At 44.0% G+C, this 16,213-nt stretch carries 18 protein-coding genes; 7 read left to right on the forward strand and 11 right to left on the reverse strand.

The genetic code is table 11. The features are described 5' to 3' along the window. Positions 1-7 precede the first annotated feature (7 nt). From WCW_RS08350 to WCW_RS08365, 4 genes are read left to right on the forward strand one after another with little or no spacing between them, the layout of a single operon-like run. On the forward strand, positions 8-1,246 hold the full coding sequence (locus WCW_RS08350; protein ID WP_013182780.1) for a hypothetical protein: 1,239 nt from the start codon (positions 8-10) through the stop codon (positions 1,244-1,246). Further along, positions 1,239-2,123, forward strand: coding sequence for a hypothetical protein (locus WCW_RS08355; protein WP_013182781.1), 885 nt, complete (start codon positions 1,239-1,241; stop codon positions 2,121-2,123). Before WCW_RS08350 ends, WCW_RS08355 begins: the two co-directional genes overlap by 8 nt. Then, the gene (locus WCW_RS08360; RefSeq protein WP_013182782.1) at positions 2,114-3,010 is read left to right on the forward strand and encodes a uroporphyrinogen decarboxylase/cobalamine-independent methonine synthase family protein; all 897 of its coding nucleotides are present in this window, start codon (positions 2,114-2,116) and stop codon (positions 3,008-3,010) included. The genes WCW_RS08355 and WCW_RS08360 overlap by 10 nt, the downstream gene beginning before the upstream one ends. Next, positions 3,007-4,167, forward strand: coding sequence for a uroporphyrinogen decarboxylase/cobalamine-independent methonine synthase family protein (locus tag WCW_RS08365; protein ID WP_013182783.1), 1,161 nt, complete (start codon positions 3,007-3,009; stop codon positions 4,165-4,167). Before WCW_RS08360 ends, WCW_RS08365 begins: the two co-directional genes overlap by 4 nt. Here the strand turns inward: WCW_RS08365 and WCW_RS08370 are convergent. After that, positions 4,151-4,543: a hypothetical protein gene (locus tag WCW_RS08370; RefSeq protein WP_143876374.1), complete on the reverse strand. Its 393-nt coding sequence runs from the start codon at positions 4,541-4,543 to the stop codon at positions 4,151-4,153. The two genes, WCW_RS08365 and WCW_RS08370, sit on opposite strands and share 17 nt — an antisense overlap. A gap of 215 nt (positions 4,544-4,758) precedes the next feature. Beyond that, positions 4,759-4,992, reverse strand: a complete 234-nt coding sequence (locus WCW_RS08375) for a hypothetical protein (protein WP_013182785.1) — start codon at positions 4,990-4,992, stop codon at positions 4,759-4,761. A gap of 67 nt (positions 4,993-5,059) precedes the next feature. Between WCW_RS08375 and WCW_RS10020 the strand changes: the two genes are divergently transcribed. Beyond that, positions 5,060-5,530: a transposase gene (locus WCW_RS10020; RefSeq protein ID WP_013181820.1), complete on the forward strand. Its 471-nt coding sequence runs from the start codon at positions 5,060-5,062 to the stop codon at positions 5,528-5,530. Continuing rightward, complete coding sequence (locus tag WCW_RS08380) at positions 5,457-5,885, forward strand: transposase (protein WP_265100815.1); 429 nt, start codon at positions 5,457-5,459, stop codon at positions 5,883-5,885. Before WCW_RS10020 ends, WCW_RS08380 begins: the two co-directional genes overlap by 74 nt. Here the strand turns inward: WCW_RS08380 and WCW_RS08385 are convergent. From WCW_RS08385 to nrdR, 9 genes are all read right to left on the reverse strand, one after another. Then, a complete protein-coding gene (locus WCW_RS08385; RefSeq protein ID WP_013182786.1) occupies positions 5,874-7,529 on the reverse strand; it encodes an ankyrin repeat domain-containing protein in 1,656 nt (551 codons plus the stop codon). The two genes, WCW_RS08380 and WCW_RS08385, sit on opposite strands and share 12 nt — an antisense overlap. Positions 7,530-7,630: 101 nt before the next feature. Then, the gene (locus WCW_RS08390) at positions 7,631-8,275 is read right to left on the reverse strand and encodes an RluA family pseudouridine synthase (RefSeq protein ID WP_013182787.1); all 645 of its coding nucleotides are present in this window, start codon (positions 8,273-8,275) and stop codon (positions 7,631-7,633) included. Next, entirely contained in the window at positions 8,272-9,090 is an 819-nt protein-coding gene (locus tag WCW_RS08395; RefSeq protein ID WP_013182788.1) for a TrmH family RNA methyltransferase, read from the reverse strand. Before WCW_RS08395 ends, WCW_RS08390 begins: the two co-directional genes overlap by 4 nt. Continuing rightward, complete coding sequence (locus WCW_RS08400) at positions 9,059-9,865, reverse strand: class I SAM-dependent methyltransferase (RefSeq protein ID WP_013182789.1); 807 nt, start codon at positions 9,863-9,865, stop codon at positions 9,059-9,061. Before WCW_RS08400 ends, WCW_RS08395 begins: the two co-directional genes overlap by 32 nt. Further along, a complete protein-coding gene (locus WCW_RS08405) occupies positions 9,858-11,096 on the reverse strand; it encodes a CinA family nicotinamide mononucleotide deamidase-related protein (RefSeq protein ID WP_013182790.1) in 1,239 nt (412 codons plus the stop codon). Before WCW_RS08405 ends, WCW_RS08400 begins: the two co-directional genes overlap by 8 nt. Beyond that, the gene (locus WCW_RS08410; RefSeq protein ID WP_013182791.1) at positions 11,093-11,755 is read right to left on the reverse strand and encodes a hypothetical protein; all 663 of its coding nucleotides are present in this window, start codon (positions 11,753-11,755) and stop codon (positions 11,093-11,095) included. Before WCW_RS08410 ends, WCW_RS08405 begins: the two co-directional genes overlap by 4 nt. 13 nt (positions 11,756-11,768) lie before the next feature. Beyond that, on the reverse strand, positions 11,769-12,332 hold the full coding sequence (gene lspA, locus WCW_RS08415; RefSeq protein ID WP_013182792.1) for a signal peptidase II: 564 nt from the start codon (positions 12,330-12,332) through the stop codon (positions 11,769-11,771). Between the two features lie 9 nt (positions 12,333-12,341). Further along, positions 12,342-12,707 (reverse strand): TraR/DksA family transcriptional regulator, encoded by a 366-nt coding sequence (locus tag WCW_RS08420; protein ID WP_013182793.1) that lies wholly within the window; start codon positions 12,705-12,707, stop codon positions 12,342-12,344. Between the two features lie 117 nt (positions 12,708-12,824). Continuing rightward, positions 12,825-13,280, reverse strand: coding sequence for a transcriptional regulator NrdR (gene nrdR / locus WCW_RS08425; RefSeq protein WP_013182794.1), 456 nt, complete (start codon positions 13,278-13,280; stop codon positions 12,825-12,827). A gap of 104 nt (positions 13,281-13,384) precedes the next feature. On the opposite strand from nrdR, the gene WCW_RS08430 reads away from it, so the two are divergent. Beyond that, positions 13,385-16,207 (forward strand): hypothetical protein, encoded by a 2,823-nt coding sequence (locus WCW_RS08430; RefSeq protein ID WP_013182796.1) that lies wholly within the window; start codon positions 13,385-13,387, stop codon positions 16,205-16,207. Positions 16,208-16,213: the final 6 nt, after the last annotated feature.

The following is a 16,213-nucleotide window of genomic DNA, read 5'->3' on the forward strand; positions in this document are numbered from 1 at the left end:
GTTTTTCATGACAGGGACGATTTTCTCCATTCTCGTTGCGATATTCCTATTTTTCAATCCGATTGCCAAAGCCGTTGCAGTGAATCCCATTCCGTTCGGCATCCTACTCTTTTTAATCGGGGCAATCACACTTCTTTCCGCTTTGCTCATTACCCTGTTCTCTTGGGGTCCATTGCAGAAAGCCGAGCAGCATGCAACGCCAGGAGTGATGCGCACCTTTGCAGGCGACAAAAATTTAAAGCTGACTGCCACTCTGATCATCGTCTTTCTCATTCTAACCTACGTTTTCATTATCGACCTGCTATTTATCCACGCATTTAATCCCACCTACCTCCTGATGGGGTGGACAATCATTCTGGGGATCACAATCGATGTCATCAAGCATCTTCTCCATCGGGTCATGAACTATCTAGATCCCAGGCATGTGATCGAATATTTCGGTGAAAAGGCCGAAGAGAGTGTGAGAAAATCGGATTTTAAAACAGTTTGCGATTGGTACGATACCTTTTCGGAAATCTCTATGAAAGCTCTGGCCAAGCACGACACAACCTTGTGTTTGAATAGCATTGATCGAATGCGCTCTCTAACAAAACATTATCTTGCCCAAGCCAAAAACATCCATTTCAATGATGAAGAAGCAAAGGGAGACCATGTTAATTACACGCTGTTCTATTTTTTCCAGCGGGTCGAGATGATTTACGAGTCTGCGTTAAGGCAAAAACTGGAACCTGTATGCAGCCACATTGTTACCATGCTGGGAAAAGCGGCGATCTACTGCGCCAAGTTTGATATTTCCGTTGCGCACTATCCCCTCTTTTACCTTGGAAAGCTGACAAACGCAGCCCAGAAAAAGAAATTGGAAGAGGTTGGCAGCAGATCCTCCCTCACGATGTTGGAAGTGGCGAAAGTGATCTTAAATGAAGTAGACCTTCAATATGTCGATATCAAAGAGACCTTTCTGACCATTGTCAATAATATGCACCAAATCGCTCAGGAGACATTCCGAAATAACAAGTCGACGAACATTAACTTGTTAATCCAGCCGCTTTACCAGCTCAAAGACCTTTTCCTTCAAGGAAAAGCCGCCTCCCATCAGGACACTCCAATCATCCTTTCGAATATCGATCAAGTGTTAAACGAATTTACAACTTTGGAAACAGTGCTCAGCACAATGCCTCCAGCATCTGAAATGGAAAAGGAGAAGCAGGAGATGGAGCAGACAGAAAACAAAGAAACTGATGGATAAGCTGTTTTATGAAGCGATCCCTCCCCCCATCAAATGGAAGGCGGAACAGGTCGAAGAATGGACAAGCGAACTCCTGATTTTTTTGAAAAAGGAAAAGATCCGTTCCATTAATATCCCCGAAGTTGTCGGGGAATCAAAAGAGCAGGAGCGCACAGTTCCCCTCATCGCAAAAATCGAGACTTTGGATTTTATCGATAGGCTGCAAAACCACAGTTTCCCCATCACTCCCATTCCTAATCTCATTACCGTTCATCGGTCAGAAATTCAATTAATCGAATGGGTAGAAAATGCTTATCGAAAGGGGGTCCGCCATCTCATCTTGGTTGGAGGGGAAAAATCTTCCATCTCCTATCCGGGATTGCAGGTGACAACAGCGGCTCGGCTGCTCAGAAACCGCTTTCCCGATCTTAAGCTTGGAGGGATCTCAATCTTTACCCGAAAAAATGAGCCAGATAGGATCTTAAGGAAAATGGAAAGCGGCATTGAGTTTTTCATCTCGCAAATTATCTATGAAACCGCCAACATGAAATGCGTGCTTCTCAATCTTGCAAAGCTTTGTCAGGCGGCAAAGCTTCCTCTTCCACGAGTGTATCTATCTCTTGCTCCTGCAGCTAAGCTGACAGACATCGCTTTTCTTCAGTGGCTTGGAGTAGAATTCCCTAGCGCCCTCAGCTCCTATTTTTCAGGAGGAGGCGATGAATGTGTCGAAGAGCGTGTGGATGAAATGATCGATTTTGTTTTAGAAGAGCTGAAATATTTCATCTCCCGCAAGCATTTTAATCTAGGCTTTAACGTTGAGCAGGTGATGTACCATAATTTTCCAAGTGCACAGCGGTTGATCAAACATATGAAACAAAGGCTGAGCGGATGTCTATAATTTTATGGGGACAATACCCTCGCTCAGAGCAGCTCGTGCAGGCAACAAGGGATTGGGACCGGAAACGCATTGACAGCGAAGCTCTTCAAAAGATTCAAGCCAACGACCGGAAAGAATTGATGAAGCTGCAAGAAGGGTTTCACTATCTGTCGACCGGACAGTTTCATTGGGAAGACTTAATCAGACCTCTAACACACCTCTCCTCGACATTTTCTTCGGGAGCTTTGACCCGATTTTTCGAAACCAATACTTTCTGGCGGACAATCGAAGGAGACGGAGAAATTGACCTGAAAAGAACTTCTGATTGGATTGAAGACTATTTTCCACAAATCATCCCTGATAAAACCCTTTATTCCTTTCCATTCTGGTTCCTTTTTCAACACTTCAGCTCAGGCCTTTTATTAGACGCTTTTATTCCCCTTTTTGAACGTTTGCCGAAAGGACTTCTTGTTTTTATAGAACCCTGTATCGGGTGGCAGCCGATTTCAAAAAGCGATAAGCAGCAAGCAAGAAACTTCCTTGAACGCTTAAAAAAACAGGTGGAGTCCCCCATTGTACTTGCAACAATTTCTCAAAATATTGGCAAGGAATTGGATGACTTGTATTCCCTTCCTGTCGACGGGATAGCGATCGATTTCTACCGCAATGCAATCGAGGATGTTCTGCCCACATTTCCAAAAGACAAATTGTTGATTGCAGGGATCATCGATACCGATTCGGCTCTATTGGAAGAAAAAGAGATTCTTCTCCAATTCAAACAGCAGGCTGAAACCTATATCCCAAAAGAAAACCTCTATTTCTCCTACAATGCACAGGCAGAGCTCCTCCCGCGAAAAGTGATGGATGCTAAAGTGCGCAATTTAAGAGAGAGTCTACAAAGTCAATGAAACTGCTCACAACTCATGATATCGGTTCCCTTGCAAAACCCCCTTGGCGCGTCAAAGCGATGCGAAACATTCCTCTGAACAACAATGACATCGATGAAGCAGTGAAGTGGGGGGAAAAGCTGCACATTGATGCGCTCCCCAATCTTAAAGAGCTCTTGCAGAAAAGGAATGGATTTTCTCCACAAGAGAAAAATAAGATACTCCTCTATTCTTCCCTTTACGGCACAAAATTTTTGGAGGCTGCCGGCCTTGACATCGTTTGGGACGGCGAGCAGCATCGCGTTGAAATGTATGAGTATCCCATCCGACGCACAAACGGTTTTACCTTTCACGGCCATGTGCGCAGCTTTGACAACAAATACTATCGCCGAGCTTCCTGCGAATTGACACCTGAATGCAAAACTCCTTATCATCTTGAAGAGTACCGCACAATCCAAAGCTTTGCTTCCTGCCCAGTTAAGATTCCTGTCACAGGCGCTTACACCCTGGCTGACTGGTCTTACGATTCTTATTATAGAAAGGACACATACCCGGGAGGAAACGCAATTCTGGCCAAACAAAAATCTGCTCGCAAACAATTTTTATCAGATCTTGCCAGTCGAGTGATCTATCCGAATCTGAAAGCGTTGGTGGATGAAGGGGCTCAATATCTGCAAATTGACGAACCCGCAGCAGCTACGAAACGTGCAGAAACCGATCTTTTTATTGACGCTATGAAGAAGAGCATTTCCGATCTGGCGGGAAGAGCGTTCTTCAGCGTGCACATCTGTTATTCGGCCTACCACCGTCTCTTTCCCAAAATTTTAGAATTGGAAGGATATTTGAACGAAATCCACCTTGAATATGCCAACCGAGACAGCAGAGAGCTTGGAATTTCCGATCGAGAGCGCCCCGGCTATTCATTGCTAAAACTGTTGAAAGACACTCCCTTCAATATCGGCCTCGGCGTCCTTGATATCCACACCGATTGGATTGAACCGCCTGAACTGGTCCGCGACCGCATTCTCCACGCTTGCCGCGTGCTGGGAGATCCTTCCCGAATTCTAGTCGCTCCCGACTGCGGACTACGAACGCGCACCTGGAAGGTTGCGTTTGAGAAACTACGCAATTTAACCGCAGGCGTACAAATGGCAAGGACAGCTATAAATCCTTGTTAGCGCATATAGCCAGCTTGTCGGTATGCAAACCATGCAAATCAGGTTCAACTTCCCATTCATATTTCCACTTAACATCCTTTCCTGATTTGTTTTTAGCCACAGACCCCAGAGATACGCGAGCATCGGGCTCCATGATGATTGTATAAGGTACAATCTTTTGATTCACATTTTCCGCTTGAACAAGCTTGATGGAAATGCGGATGGGATAATTGTTGTGATTCAATGCATAATAAGCTTCTCCGTAGAGATTTCCCTTTTCATCTTTTAAATTTTCAACAATGAAATCAACGTTTTCCAAAGTTTCAGCAACCCTTTCATCTCCCCAAGCGACCGCGTTCATGCCGATCATTAAAAAAATGGCAATAGAACATATCATCCTCATAAGGCTTCCTCCTTATACCGATCACATGATGCGAGCTGAAATTCAAAGGCAGACCAACAATGTGTGATGATCGGTATAAAGATATTATAGCATAAAACCTCTATTTTAAATTATTTTATACTATGTTATATCGTCAATTAGCTAACAAAAAAATCCCGAGAAGGCGAAAAATCGCTCTCGGGATTTTTTTGAACAGGAGGAGGGAATGCTTAAACAATTTCTTCCTCTTTCACGTCCTCTTCCTCTCTGTCTTTTAACCAGTTGACAAAGTCTTCATTATCCATTACTGGAGGCTTATTTTCTTTCCAGTCATGGTCGCTGCGGCGGTTGCCGATCAATAGTTTTGCCAATTCCACATCATCTTCCTTAAGATAGTGGATAGGTTCAAGACCTTCGTCATCTGTCGTATGAACATTAAGACCACCTTCAACGAAAGCTTTCAAGACATCAATGAACCTATCCAACTAAAATATTGAGTATGTTATAAGTTTCTCTTTTTGTGGAGAAACGATGAAAAGAGGCTTCAATTACCTTTCGGATGAACAATGGGAAATAATTTCTAGACTTATGGATACAAAATTTCCTTTGGAACGTGGAACACCTAGAAGCAACATGAGAAAGGTTTGGAATTCGATTATTTATATTTTAACTAGAGGTTGTCGCTGGATTGATTTACCATCAAATCCAAAGTGGTATGTCCCTAGATCAACAGCTCATAAATGGGCTAAACAATTATCGGAAAATGGCACCCTTGATAGGGTTCTAAGCGGACTCTTACAGAAGGGAGTCCAACAAGGATTGATCGACCTTAGCCAGCTAGCGGTTGACGGGTCTTTTTCCCCCCTCAGCAGGAGGAGGCGAGGGGGTATCTCATGGATACAAAGGCAAGGGCTCATTAATCCATCTAATCGTAGATGGAAGAGGCAAACCTTTAGCAGCAACCACAACAGGTGCTGGAGGAAACGAAAGGACCGAAGTTGAAAAACTACTTCAAAAAGTAACAATTTTGCCTAAGTCAAATTTGTCAGAAAGAATGATTGTTCTCGAGGCCGACAAGGGGTACGATTGTAGCTGGCTGCGTCAAAAACTCTTATCAAGTGGTATCTTTCCATTTATTCCTTATCGAAAAATACAAGGGCGAGATATTCCAAAAAGCGTGGAAATAATGAATGCCTTCCACTTAGAAAAAAGGAGGTGGCAAGTAGAGCGTGCTTTCGCATGGCTAAAGAGGAGGTGTAGGCGTTTAATGAATCGTTGGGAAAGAAAAAAGGTTATTTGGGATGGATTCGTGACTCTAGGTTTGATTTATACTTGGATGTTAGATTTAGTTGGATAGGTTCATGTTCTCTAAGGAACATAATTCACTTAAAGCGATGCTGCCGTCTTTTTTACTTACAAATAATGGGCTTAAAACACCCTTTGTAAGTTTCTCGTTAAATTGATTGCCAAATTTCTCCATCAAGTATCGCGCAAGTTCTGGATCTTTACAAGTTTTCAGAGCTCTAACCCCAGGGGAGGCATCAGATCCTGCTTCAATTAATGCTTGCACAACTTGTAAAGGATGAAGGCCGTAATTCAAAGCGGCTAATCCTTTGGTATCTTTGTGATTAACAAACGCTTTTTTTTCATCAGTATCCTCGATTTTTTCAAGAATGGTATGGATTAATTCAGGATGGTTTTTCAAAGGCTCAACTGAAAAGTAAGCAAGGATCGTAGATTCATCTTTATCACGCGCCTCTGTGACTTTAACCCCTTTGTCAATCATGATCTTGAAAACTTCCAGGTTAGACCTTGCCTGAATCAATGGACTGACTCCGTCTTTATTCTTTCTCTCCATAATATCTTCGCCGTAATGATCGATTAAGCAGGCTGCCACTTCCGGCACCTTAACATATTGCAGAGGAGAATCCCCTTTTTGGAGTTTAGGGTACCTTGCTCCAGCATTGAGCAACACCTTAACAATATCGACGTTAGCTTGATCACTTTGGATTAACTTATTCAAAATGGAATGTTCTTGACAAACTAAACAGATAAAATCCTTTTTCTCGTCTGCATTTTCAATTTTGGAGAGGATCCATTCCAGCAATTGAGGATCGCTACTGAAAGGTTTTTCAGTAAATCTGAAAAGGATAGTATTACCCTTTAGATCCCTCGCTTTCACATTTGCGCCTTCCTCAATCAACACCCTCACGACTGCGGGAGGAACGGTAAAAATCGGAGCCGGCACATCGTCATTAGATAAGTTAAGAATGTCCATTTCTCCTTTAAATCGATCAATAAAATATTTTGCGATTTTAGGATCTTGACATGTGTGAAGCGGAGACAGTTCTAAACTGTTTCCAGAAAATTTGGCTCCTTTTTTAACCAGTTCCTCAATAATGGAGAGATTTTTCTGCAAATGCAATGCAGTATTTCCTTCACCGTCTTTTTTATTCAGCAAATTTTCCCGTTCCTCCCCTTCAGGAACCCTTTCAAGAATCGCGTGAAGCATCTTGACGCTTTTGACATTTGCAAGGTGGATATCGTTAACTGAATCTTCATATTTAAGCATTAAAGCAGTCACTGCAGAAGTATTGTCATACGCCAAAGCAGCATCCAATAATGCTATAGCCCGTTTATCATACTCTTCAGGAAGCTGTTGAATTTTGCCTCCCTGTTGGATTGCCTTTAATGCCGCTTCAAACTGCACCTGCTCTGATGAAGGAGCTTCGCTTTGAATCATTTCACCAAAAACTTTATTTGTCCTTGCCTGCAACTCAGAATAGTCACGCTCTTCGATATATTTAACTTTGCGGTGAGCCCAATAAATGTAAAGTCCTGTCGCAATCCCTAATGTAAAAGGGATGCTTAGTGCAACCAGTACAACACCTAAAATACGTCTAAATATTGTCGGTTCGTTGCGGGCGCCAATTTCATGATTCTCCTCCCTGGGATGAAGAATGTGATGGGAATCTAATAAAGTTGAAACAGTTGATCCCATTTCAAAATACCTCTGATTATTTTTTTAAATTAAGATGAGAGCTTAACAAAAAATATAAATTTTTATTAAAGACTGGATGGTGGATAAATACCGAATCAACTTCAAAAACCGATTTTTGAAGTTGATTCGGTATAAAGCGTTTCCCCAGTAACCGGATGAGGGATTTCCATTCTCACATGGCACAAAGCAATTCCAGGCCCATGATAAGGAATCGAGCTTCCATACTTCTTATCTCCGATAATCGGACAACCGATCGCCGACAGCTGACAACGAATCTGATGATACCTTCCGGTTTCCAATTGAATTTCTAAGATTGGGTATTTACCTGGCTTGATAACTTTGTAAGTTAACGATGCATATTTAGCTCCCAGCTCATCACCGGAAACAACTTCGGCCCGATGTTTTTTGTGCATCAGATAATGGATAAGCCTTCCCTCATTTTGCTGAGGTGCGCATTCAACTTGGGTTCGGTACCATTTTTTGACCCTCTTTTCCCGAATTGCAAGCATCAATCGGCTTAACGCCTTACGCGTTTTTGCAAACACGACAATCCCACAGGCAGCTTGATCCAGCCGATGAACAGCTTCCAGAAAAACGTTTCCCTGCTTTCCATAGCTCTTTTTTATCCACTGTTTGCCCATCTCCTCTAAGCTGATTTGATTGGTTCCACTAGGCTGCGTCAATACCCCTCCAGGCTTTTCCAACACAAGCAGATGATTGTCTTCATAGAGAATCTTAAGCGTCACAAAAGAGCCCTTTGACGAATAGCTTCGTATAGAAGCAGAGTGGTCGCTGTCGCTACATTAAGAGAATCCGCTACTCCCATCATCGGAATTCGAACTTGAATGTCTGCATGTTCCATCCAAAGCTCACTCAACCCCAGCTGTTCGGTTCCAACAACAATTGCAAGAGGCCCTGTCATTTCCACCTCCGTATAGAGGCTTCTGGCATGCGGTGTCGCAGCCAGCACGGAAATACTGCGCTCTTTCAGCCATTTAAGCGTCTCTTCCCCTTCCGCTTCTAAAACAGGTACGGTAAATAAAGTCCCTACACTGGCTCTGACAACATTGGGATTGTAAATATCTGTGCACCGATCACAGACAATCAAACCATCTACTCCGGCTGCATCGGATGAGCGCAGAATCGTCCCCAAATTTCCCGGCTTCTCTATCGCTTCTGCAACGACATAAAACGGCGAACCATCAGGAGTTGGCAATTGCTTAAGAGCGCGGCGCTTTTGCGGAGCAACCGCAAGCAATCCATCAGGGCGGTCGCGATAAGAAATCTTACGAAATACATGCTCTGCGCATGAATACACCGGGTCTCCGCAACGACTGATCAACGCCGTCTCATGACTTCCTAAAAACAACTTTGAGCAGATAAAAAGCGATTCGATCTCAAACCCGGCATCCACGGCCCGCAAAAGTTCGCGATACCCTTCAATCAGAAATTTTCCGGTCTTTTCGCGCTGCCGCCTGTCCCTCAATCGAACAACATCTTTGATTTTTTGATTTTGCAAGCTGGAGATCTCAATCACGAACCCACCTCGCATACGTTCCATTAGGCAGATAAGCTCCCGGACCCTTAAGCTGCAATTCCCCCTCTTCGAATACCCCTCCATTGAACGGATCCTGAAGCAGCCGTTTCAAAATGAGAGGAGTAAATGAGCCGGTATGACATGACAAAGAGATAAACCGAGGCTTAAACTGCGCAAGCATCCCCAAAAGAGCAGGAAGATCGCGTTCGATCTTAAACACCTGGCCCTGGCTGCCTCTGCCAAATGTAGGCGGATCGAGAATGATCCCGTCATATCTGCGCCCTCTTTTTAATTCACGCTTGAGGAATTTCACGACGTCATCAACAATCCAACGGATTGGAGCTGCATCTAGGTTATTGAGAGCTGCGTTCTCACGCGCCCATTCAACAGTTCCTTTCGATGCGTCAACATGGCAAACTTCCGCACCGGCTTTGACGCAAGCAAGGGTCGCCCCTCCCGAGTATGCAAATAGGTTGAGAACGTGATCTCCCGGTTTAATCCTGTCCGCCGACCAATGCCAAACCTCCTCGTGCTCAGGAAAGACCCCAATATGGCCGAAATCAGTTGCTGCTAACTTAAACGCGATTCCACCGATTTTTACGTTCCACGTCTTTTTGATCGGCCTCTTCCAGTGAGACTTTCCTTCGCGGGAAAAGACTCCGTCCGCCTTATCCCACTCTTCCTGAGGAAGCTTGGGATGCCAAATCGCCGCTGCTGCAGGCCGAATCAGCCGATAAAGACCAAATTGCTCCAATTTTTTTTCATGACCGCTATCGATCAATTGATAGAAATTACACATTGTACTGCTTACTATATAAGATAAGATTGCTGAGCAAAGAATTCACACTTCTGAGAATCACAAGTTGGCGCGGCAAATGATGATTTAATTTCCAAAGATGCGGCTCTCCATCTTTGTGTTGAACGGCGCACCAAACAAGCCCCGCCGGTTTTTCCGGAGTTCCTCCCAAAGGGCCGGCAATTCCGGAAACCGCAAGGGCAAAATCGCTGCCGGTCAAGTCGAGGGCGCCTTTGACCATGGAGGAGACCACCTCCTCGCTCACAGCGCCCTTCTCTTGAATCAATTCCGCTGGCACTTTCAATGCAGCGGTCTTTAACTCATTGGCATAAGAAACGATCGATCCCAGAAAATAACCGGACGATCCGGAATGCTGTGTGATTCGAGCAGCTACAGCTCCTCCTGTGCAAGATTCCGCACAACTGAGGGTCCACCCTTTTTCAATGAAAAGCTTTTGCACCGCCTCTTCAATCTGTCCGCTATCGGACTTAAAACAGTTGGTTGCGAAATGCTCTTCCAATGCACTGTAAGGCTTCCGCAAAAGCAAGTCTGCATCAGATGCGCTCTTTGCCTTAGCCGCAAGGGTCACAGAGACAACTCCCATCCCCGGATAAATGCCAAAATCTACCTTAGGATATTTTTGAACGAGTGTGCGAAGAACCCCATCCACCACATTTTCCGACAGCTCAAAGAAATGCAGAGACCGTCGATAAATCTGCTCTTTAAGAGGGAATTTTTTTTTGAGAAAAGGAAGCACCTGCTCGGTAAGAATTGGACACATCTCGGCGGGAATTCCCGGCATCAGGATCAACGTCCCTTTCCCTTCCTGAAAGATCAATCCGGGAGCAGTTCCAACATTGTTGAGCAAAGGGATCGCTTTCTCCGGAACTGCCGCCTGATCTTCGACAGTAGGAAATTTCTCGCCAAATCTCTCACGCAAATGTTTTGCAACCGTTTCATTAAAATGAAAAGATGACTCAAAAACTTCAGCAGCTGCATGCCGCGTCACATCATCAATTGTTGGCCCGAGCCCTCCAGCTGCAACGACAAGATCGCTTCGCTTCAATGCCTCCGCAAATCCGGATTTTAAATCCTCATGATTATCAGGAAGCACAGTCTCTCTGGAAAGGGTATAACCTGCCCGATCGAGTGTTTGACCGATAAAAGACAAATTTGTGTTCACTGTATGACCGGAGAGCACTTCGCTTCCAATCACAATCAACTCCACTTTCATTCCGCCTCTCTTACAGCTATCGAATATTCACAAAACTGGGGGTGGACATTGATCCACTGCCTCGCCTCACGGCCGATCCGCACAGGTGCATTAATTGTCTCTCCATCCACGACAAAAGGGGTCGGAACGGTATATCGACGCACCCATTTTCTAAATGCCTGAAACAGGAAAGTATTGGGAAACTCGGTCCCAACCTTCAGCACTTGTTGAGTCTCCCTATCCTGAAATAATGTGGGATAGGAGAACTGAATACCCCAAGGCATGCTCCCCTTTCCCAAAACCATGGGACGGAATTTTTTATCGAAAGGGGAAAATCCCAGCAAATGATACTGCAACTGCACAACAGGCTTGACCGCCCGGCACAAGGTCATTTCACCTACAGGCACCTGAACATAAGCATCGCAGCTTCGCGTCCAAAAGGTGGAAAAACACGCACGATACTCAGCGGGGTCGGGAAGCTCTTTTTTCTGCAACTGTGTGCAATAGTTTTCATAGATCTCCAGAAAGCGCTCTTTGGACACTTCAGGCGATTTTGCCGGCGTTGTCATGAGAATTGTAAATTCTCCTAACTCTTCCAACAAGGAACGCATCTCACTTGGCGATACCATCACCTGCACAGATATCCATTTCGAAGCTTGCAGCGGAGGAGGGATTGACATTTGAGAAAACTCCCTAAGATTTACAGAGGGTGTATCCCTTGGACTGACACCACGGAATCAGAATTAAAAAGGCCATCCCGATGCAAATAAATGCATCTGCAATATTGAATACGGGATAGTCATAGCCCCATAATACGAAATGGAACATATCCACAACATGCCCATAAATGAAATAATCGATCACATTCCCCGCTGCACCGGCAATGACGCATAGAAATGGCAAAATCAAAGACTTGTTCTTGTTAAATAAAATCAGATACAGGCAGAGCCCCATGATCAAAACTACACGCAAAATCAGCAATGGAACCTGAAAATTTGAAAACATCCCCCAAGCGGCTCCGAAATTAACCGCATGAACAATCGAAAATTCAACGCCTAAAAAATTTTCAAAAACGCCGACTCCATTGTAGGGATACCACTGCGCTTCATGCGTCATCCTAGGCATCTCTGTATGCACAAAATACTTCGTTAGCTGGTCAGCTGCTAAAATCGCAATCCCGACCAGCAATGGAATCCAAGGAAGGGAAATGCTTCTTTCCTGCGGAGTTTTTTTCTTTCTTTTGGTCTTTTTCTTCATAAGGAAGGTTTACAGCAATCCTTTTTCCATCTGCTCCTGAGCCTTGACAGTCATCGTTGCATAAGGGACAGCTTCCAAACGTGCTTTTGGGATCTCCTCTCCGGTAATATCGCAGACGCCGTAAGTATTGTCCTCGATTTTTTCCAATGCCCGCTCAACCTGACGCAAGATTTCATACTCGTTCCCGGTCACTTCCAGGTTAATGGTCCGGTCAAAGTCATCCGTTCCCTGATCCGCCTGGTGTTGAGAATACCCAGTCGCCTCGTCAGGTTTCTTAATTTCTGCTGTCGACCCCTGCAAAATCCTAGTCAGTTGATTTTTCAACTCTTCCAATGTCTTTTTGAATTGGGCAACTTCACTTTTCTTGAGCGCCATTCTTATGTTCCTCCTACTCTTTTAGAGATGTTTGTTTGCGCGAAGCATTACAGATCCTTATTTATCTTTATTACACCGAATTTTGGGCGCTTCCCTGTCAAATTCCCAATTTCCAAATCACGATCGGTATAACTCAATGGACTGAATCTCTTCAATTAATTCGTCAATATCTTTAAATCGCCGATATTCACAGGCAAAACGGATATAAGCAATGGGATCTAAAGCTTGCAGCTTTTTCATCACGATTTCCCCTAGTTCCGTCGTGCTGACTTCACGTACTTGCTTGGCCATCAGCTCTTCTGTCACTTGAGACGCAAGGGCAATCACCTGATCGTGGCTGATGGTTGTATGCCTGCTAGCGGCATCAAGACCGTTGATCAGCTTCTGCTGCTGAAAATCCTCATACATGCCATTCCGCTTCAAAACCTGAACGGATAGCTCTATTGTCTCAAATGTCGTAAATCGACGCAAGCAATCTAAGCACTCTCTACGCCTTCTAATTGCATTCATATCCAAGGATTCCCGGGAATCGATCACTTTTAGCTCTTTCTGTCCACAGTATGGGCACTTCATTCGCCATTTTCCTTATTCCGATAAAAAATCATATTCACAAAAAAACTTTTTTGATAAGATAAAAAATCAATACTAAAATCTAAAAACACCCAACTTATTTAATAATGAACCCTTATCAATACCTCAACAAAACTTACTTAACATCTACATTTTTCTCCATATGCGAATCCATAAGCAGTATCTCCTGCTCTTCTTATGAAGAGCCTTTGCAGAAAGATGATTCCCAGCAGCTTCCCTCATTCAGCTCTTCCGATATCCTGTTAAATTTCTTCAAAAATCGCCCGCTGCCATCAACTTCGCTTCCTCCCTTTACATCACCATCAGCAGTGATCGACCTCTTCAATTCGGTTGAAAAAGAAAATCAACCATTGCTCCTGGTTTTGCGATCGCTTTTCAAGGAGATCAATCAGTTTAAACTGCCACAAACATCCATGATTTTTCAAGGCCCTCTTCTCCTGCATCTCTTGAACCAGGCAGGATATCTGCACGATCTGTTCAACAGACAGGGACTTCCATTGCCTTTAGAGCAGAAAGATCTTTTAGACGATCCCGAACTCTCCCTCCTTTTTGCAGAATGCCTCATCACTGTGCAAAACACAACACAGCTCATCCAACTGGCTCATTTCCTAAATGTTCAATTCCATATCGAAAGCACTATATCCAAGAATACCTTAACAGCAGAATTTAAAAAAGAAGACGGTACCTGCGTCATATTGAAAATAACGACTGAAAAACATCCTCTTCAAAATGCAATTGCCCTGGATCTTCAAGATCATTTTGCGAATCAAAGCGACTCCATGCCTCTACTCGTGCAAGACAGCAATCCTTGGGATAGATTGGTTCTCGAATTAACACGCTGCATGCAACCTAAAAACTGGATCGATTGCATTCTGCAATACTCGTATGGCAAGAGAGCACCTGATCAACAGGGAATAAACGCAATCAAGCAAGACTACGTCAACCGCCTCCCTTGCGACAACCGAGGAGCGCAATGCGCCCAAGACCTTATACAGGTTTGCCGCGCTTCTCAAATCAGCAACGGAGATGCATTCTTTACCATCGCTCTTCAATTGCTTGTTTCAACTGACCTGAATGAGTCGGAAAAAAACACCTGTCTCAAGAAATTGATCTTCCACCTGGAAACATTGTCCCCGATTACTGATCCAACACTTGTCAGCCTATTGAAAAGCTGCCGAAATAAAAATCCCTTCTCAATCATTCAATCGTTCATGGAAATTGCCGCTATTCAAGCGGCACTCAGGCACTCAGATAGATACCGGACAACATTAACGTGGTCGGGAGAAGAGCTGCACCTCCGTCTATCCTTTGGAAAGACCGGCGCTTTTATTCTTCTTCCTTTCGATCCCAAAGGCGCTCTCATGAACCTGACTGACAGACAGCTCTCTTCCAACTGCTACACTCTTTTTCTGGAGTTGACCGAATCCCTAGGCAAGCCTCGCATCAAAGATCTCCAGGCAGACTTTATTCTCTCCAGCAGCGCACTTGCAGAAACATTGGATTCATTAGCAAGGACAGAAAATCCGTTGCTATGCCATCTTGCTCTTCATTGGGCATGCTTTCAAGGAAAAGAGCTGCCATTCAATCGCAATCATCTTGCCAAAATTCTTATTGCCGGTTTTTCCTCTCCAATGAACAGAAAAGCATCCCTGCAATTGCTCGAAGCGCTTTCCTCAAGCCAAATCTCGTTGCCTTCCAATCTAACCAAGACCCTTGAACCTTTGTTAAAAAGCACAAAATATCCTTCAATCAAAATCATCAGAAACTGCGTAAAAACCGCTTTTCTAAACGATAAAACTGTCGGTTTTCTGACTTACGATCTTTGGAAAGAAGAGGTCTACGAGGCCGAAACGTTAAGCAATAGCCAGTTTGACGAAGGAAAAAAACTCTTACAGTCCCTTCTCAGCTCTTGTCAATGGCGTCAAACAATTGAGATTCTAGGAATCCTTTCAAAGAAGACGCCGCAATGGACAAACGATGTGATTGAGATCTACATCCAAATTTTTAATCTTCTTCCGGCAGTGACCAGCGCTGCTGAAAAAGACGATAGCATGACGCGACTGGCTCGTCAGTTGGAAAACACTCTGAAAAAACATAAAGAAGCCGTTAAGACGCCTTCTTCCCTGTCTGTTCCGCTTAGAGAAATGATCAAACACTGCATCGGAATTGGTGAGAACAAGATCGCCTGCAATTTTTTGATGTATGCGATTGAGTGGAATTTATTTGATGATCACTTTGCCAGCATGACTGAAAAAGTTCTTCGCATACTCTATAAAAAGGGTGGCATCGATCATTTTATCCTTGCCGCTAAAATTTTGAAATCTTCAATGGCTTACCTTTCTTCTCACGATTTGAAAACATGTGGAAAATTGATCGCTTCTTGGATTAGCAAGATGGAGTTCAATTCAGATTCTACACCTCTCTTTATTGAGGCAATCGAAAAAGAAGGCCTATTATCTTCTTTTCACTCTTCTGTCAGTCAAAAGCAAAAATCTGAATTTTATGAAACCATTTACAAGGCTCTTGCTGAATCCGCTGATCCTCCCAAATTACTAAAAGCGATGATTGCCTGGATGGCGCACAGCGCCGAGCACTCAATAGACCTGCATTCACCTAAAGGGTACTTAGAGAAATTGGAGCAACTCTTGCTCCAATTAAAACGATGTACATGCTACAACACTCTAGAATCGACTCTATTCCTGCTAAAAAAGCTGCCAAATGAAAAAAAATTAACGGATTCCGAGCAGAAGAAAAGAGCAGAACTTCATTTCCAGCTCTTAACTCGCGCCTACCTCATTGCGCCAGACACTCTCTCTCCTAAAGCGCACCTTTCTTATTTCATCAGCCAAACTGCTGTTTTCGAAGGCTATGGAGAATTGGTTCAGCTCTTGAAGAAAGCTCAAAAATAGCGCAGC

It is taken from the genome of Waddlia chondrophila WSU 86-1044 (genome assembly GCF_000092785.1).
Classification (GTDB): domain Bacteria; phylum Chlamydiota; class Chlamydiia; order Chlamydiales; family Waddliaceae; genus Waddlia; species Waddlia chondrophila.

Excerpts from the sequence above, each read along its gene's own strand:
- WCW_RS08350 (WP_013182780.1), top strand. The coding sequence starts at position 8 with ATGACAGGGACGATTTTCTCCATTCTCGTTGCGATATTCCTATTTTTC.
- WCW_RS08355 (WP_013182781.1), top strand. The coding sequence starts at position 1,239 with ATGGATAAGCTGTTTTATGAAGCGATCCCTCCCCCCATCAAATGGAAG.
- WCW_RS08360 (WP_013182782.1), top strand. The coding sequence starts at position 2,114 with ATGTCTATAATTTTATGGGGACAATACCCTCGCTCAGAGCAGCTCGTG.
- WCW_RS08365 (WP_013182783.1), top strand. The coding sequence starts at position 3,007 with ATGAAACTGCTCACAACTCATGATATCGGTTCCCTTGCAAAACCCCCT.
- WCW_RS08370 (WP_143876374.1), bottom strand. The coding sequence starts at position 4,543 with ATGATATGTTCTATTGCCATTTTTTTAATGATCGGCATGAACGCGGTC.
- WCW_RS10020 (WP_013181820.1), top strand. The coding sequence starts at position 5,060 with ATGAAAAGAGGCTTCAATTACCTTTCGGATGAACAATGGGAAATAATT.
- WCW_RS08385 (WP_013182786.1), bottom strand. The coding sequence starts at position 7,529 with ATGGGATCAACTGTTTCAACTTTATTAGATTCCCATCACATTCTTCAT.
- WCW_RS08395 (WP_013182788.1), bottom strand. The coding sequence starts at position 9,090 with ATGGAACGTATGCGAGGTGGGTTCGTGATTGAGATCTCCAGCTTGCAA.
- WCW_RS08400 (WP_013182789.1), bottom strand. The coding sequence starts at position 9,865 with ATGTGTAATTTCTATCAATTGATCGATAGCGGTCATGAAAAAAAATTG.
- WCW_RS08405 (WP_013182790.1), bottom strand. The coding sequence starts at position 11,096 with ATGAAAGTGGAGTTGATTGTGATTGGAAGCGAAGTGCTCTCCGGTCAT.
- WCW_RS08410 (WP_013182791.1), bottom strand. The coding sequence starts at position 11,755 with ATGTCAATCCCTCCTCCGCTGCAAGCTTCGAAATGGATATCTGTGCAG.
- lspA (WP_013182792.1), bottom strand. The coding sequence starts at position 12,332 with ATGAAGAAAAAGACCAAAAGAAAGAAAAAAACTCCGCAGGAAAGAAGC.
- WCW_RS08420 (WP_013182793.1), bottom strand. The coding sequence starts at position 12,707 with ATGGCGCTCAAGAAAAGTGAAGTTGCCCAATTCAAAAAGACATTGGAA.
- nrdR (WP_013182794.1), bottom strand. The coding sequence starts at position 13,280 with ATGAAGTGCCCATACTGTGGACAGAAAGAGCTAAAAGTGATCGATTCC.
- WCW_RS08430 (WP_013182796.1), top strand. The coding sequence starts at position 13,385 with ATGAACCCTTATCAATACCTCAACAAAACTTACTTAACATCTACATTT.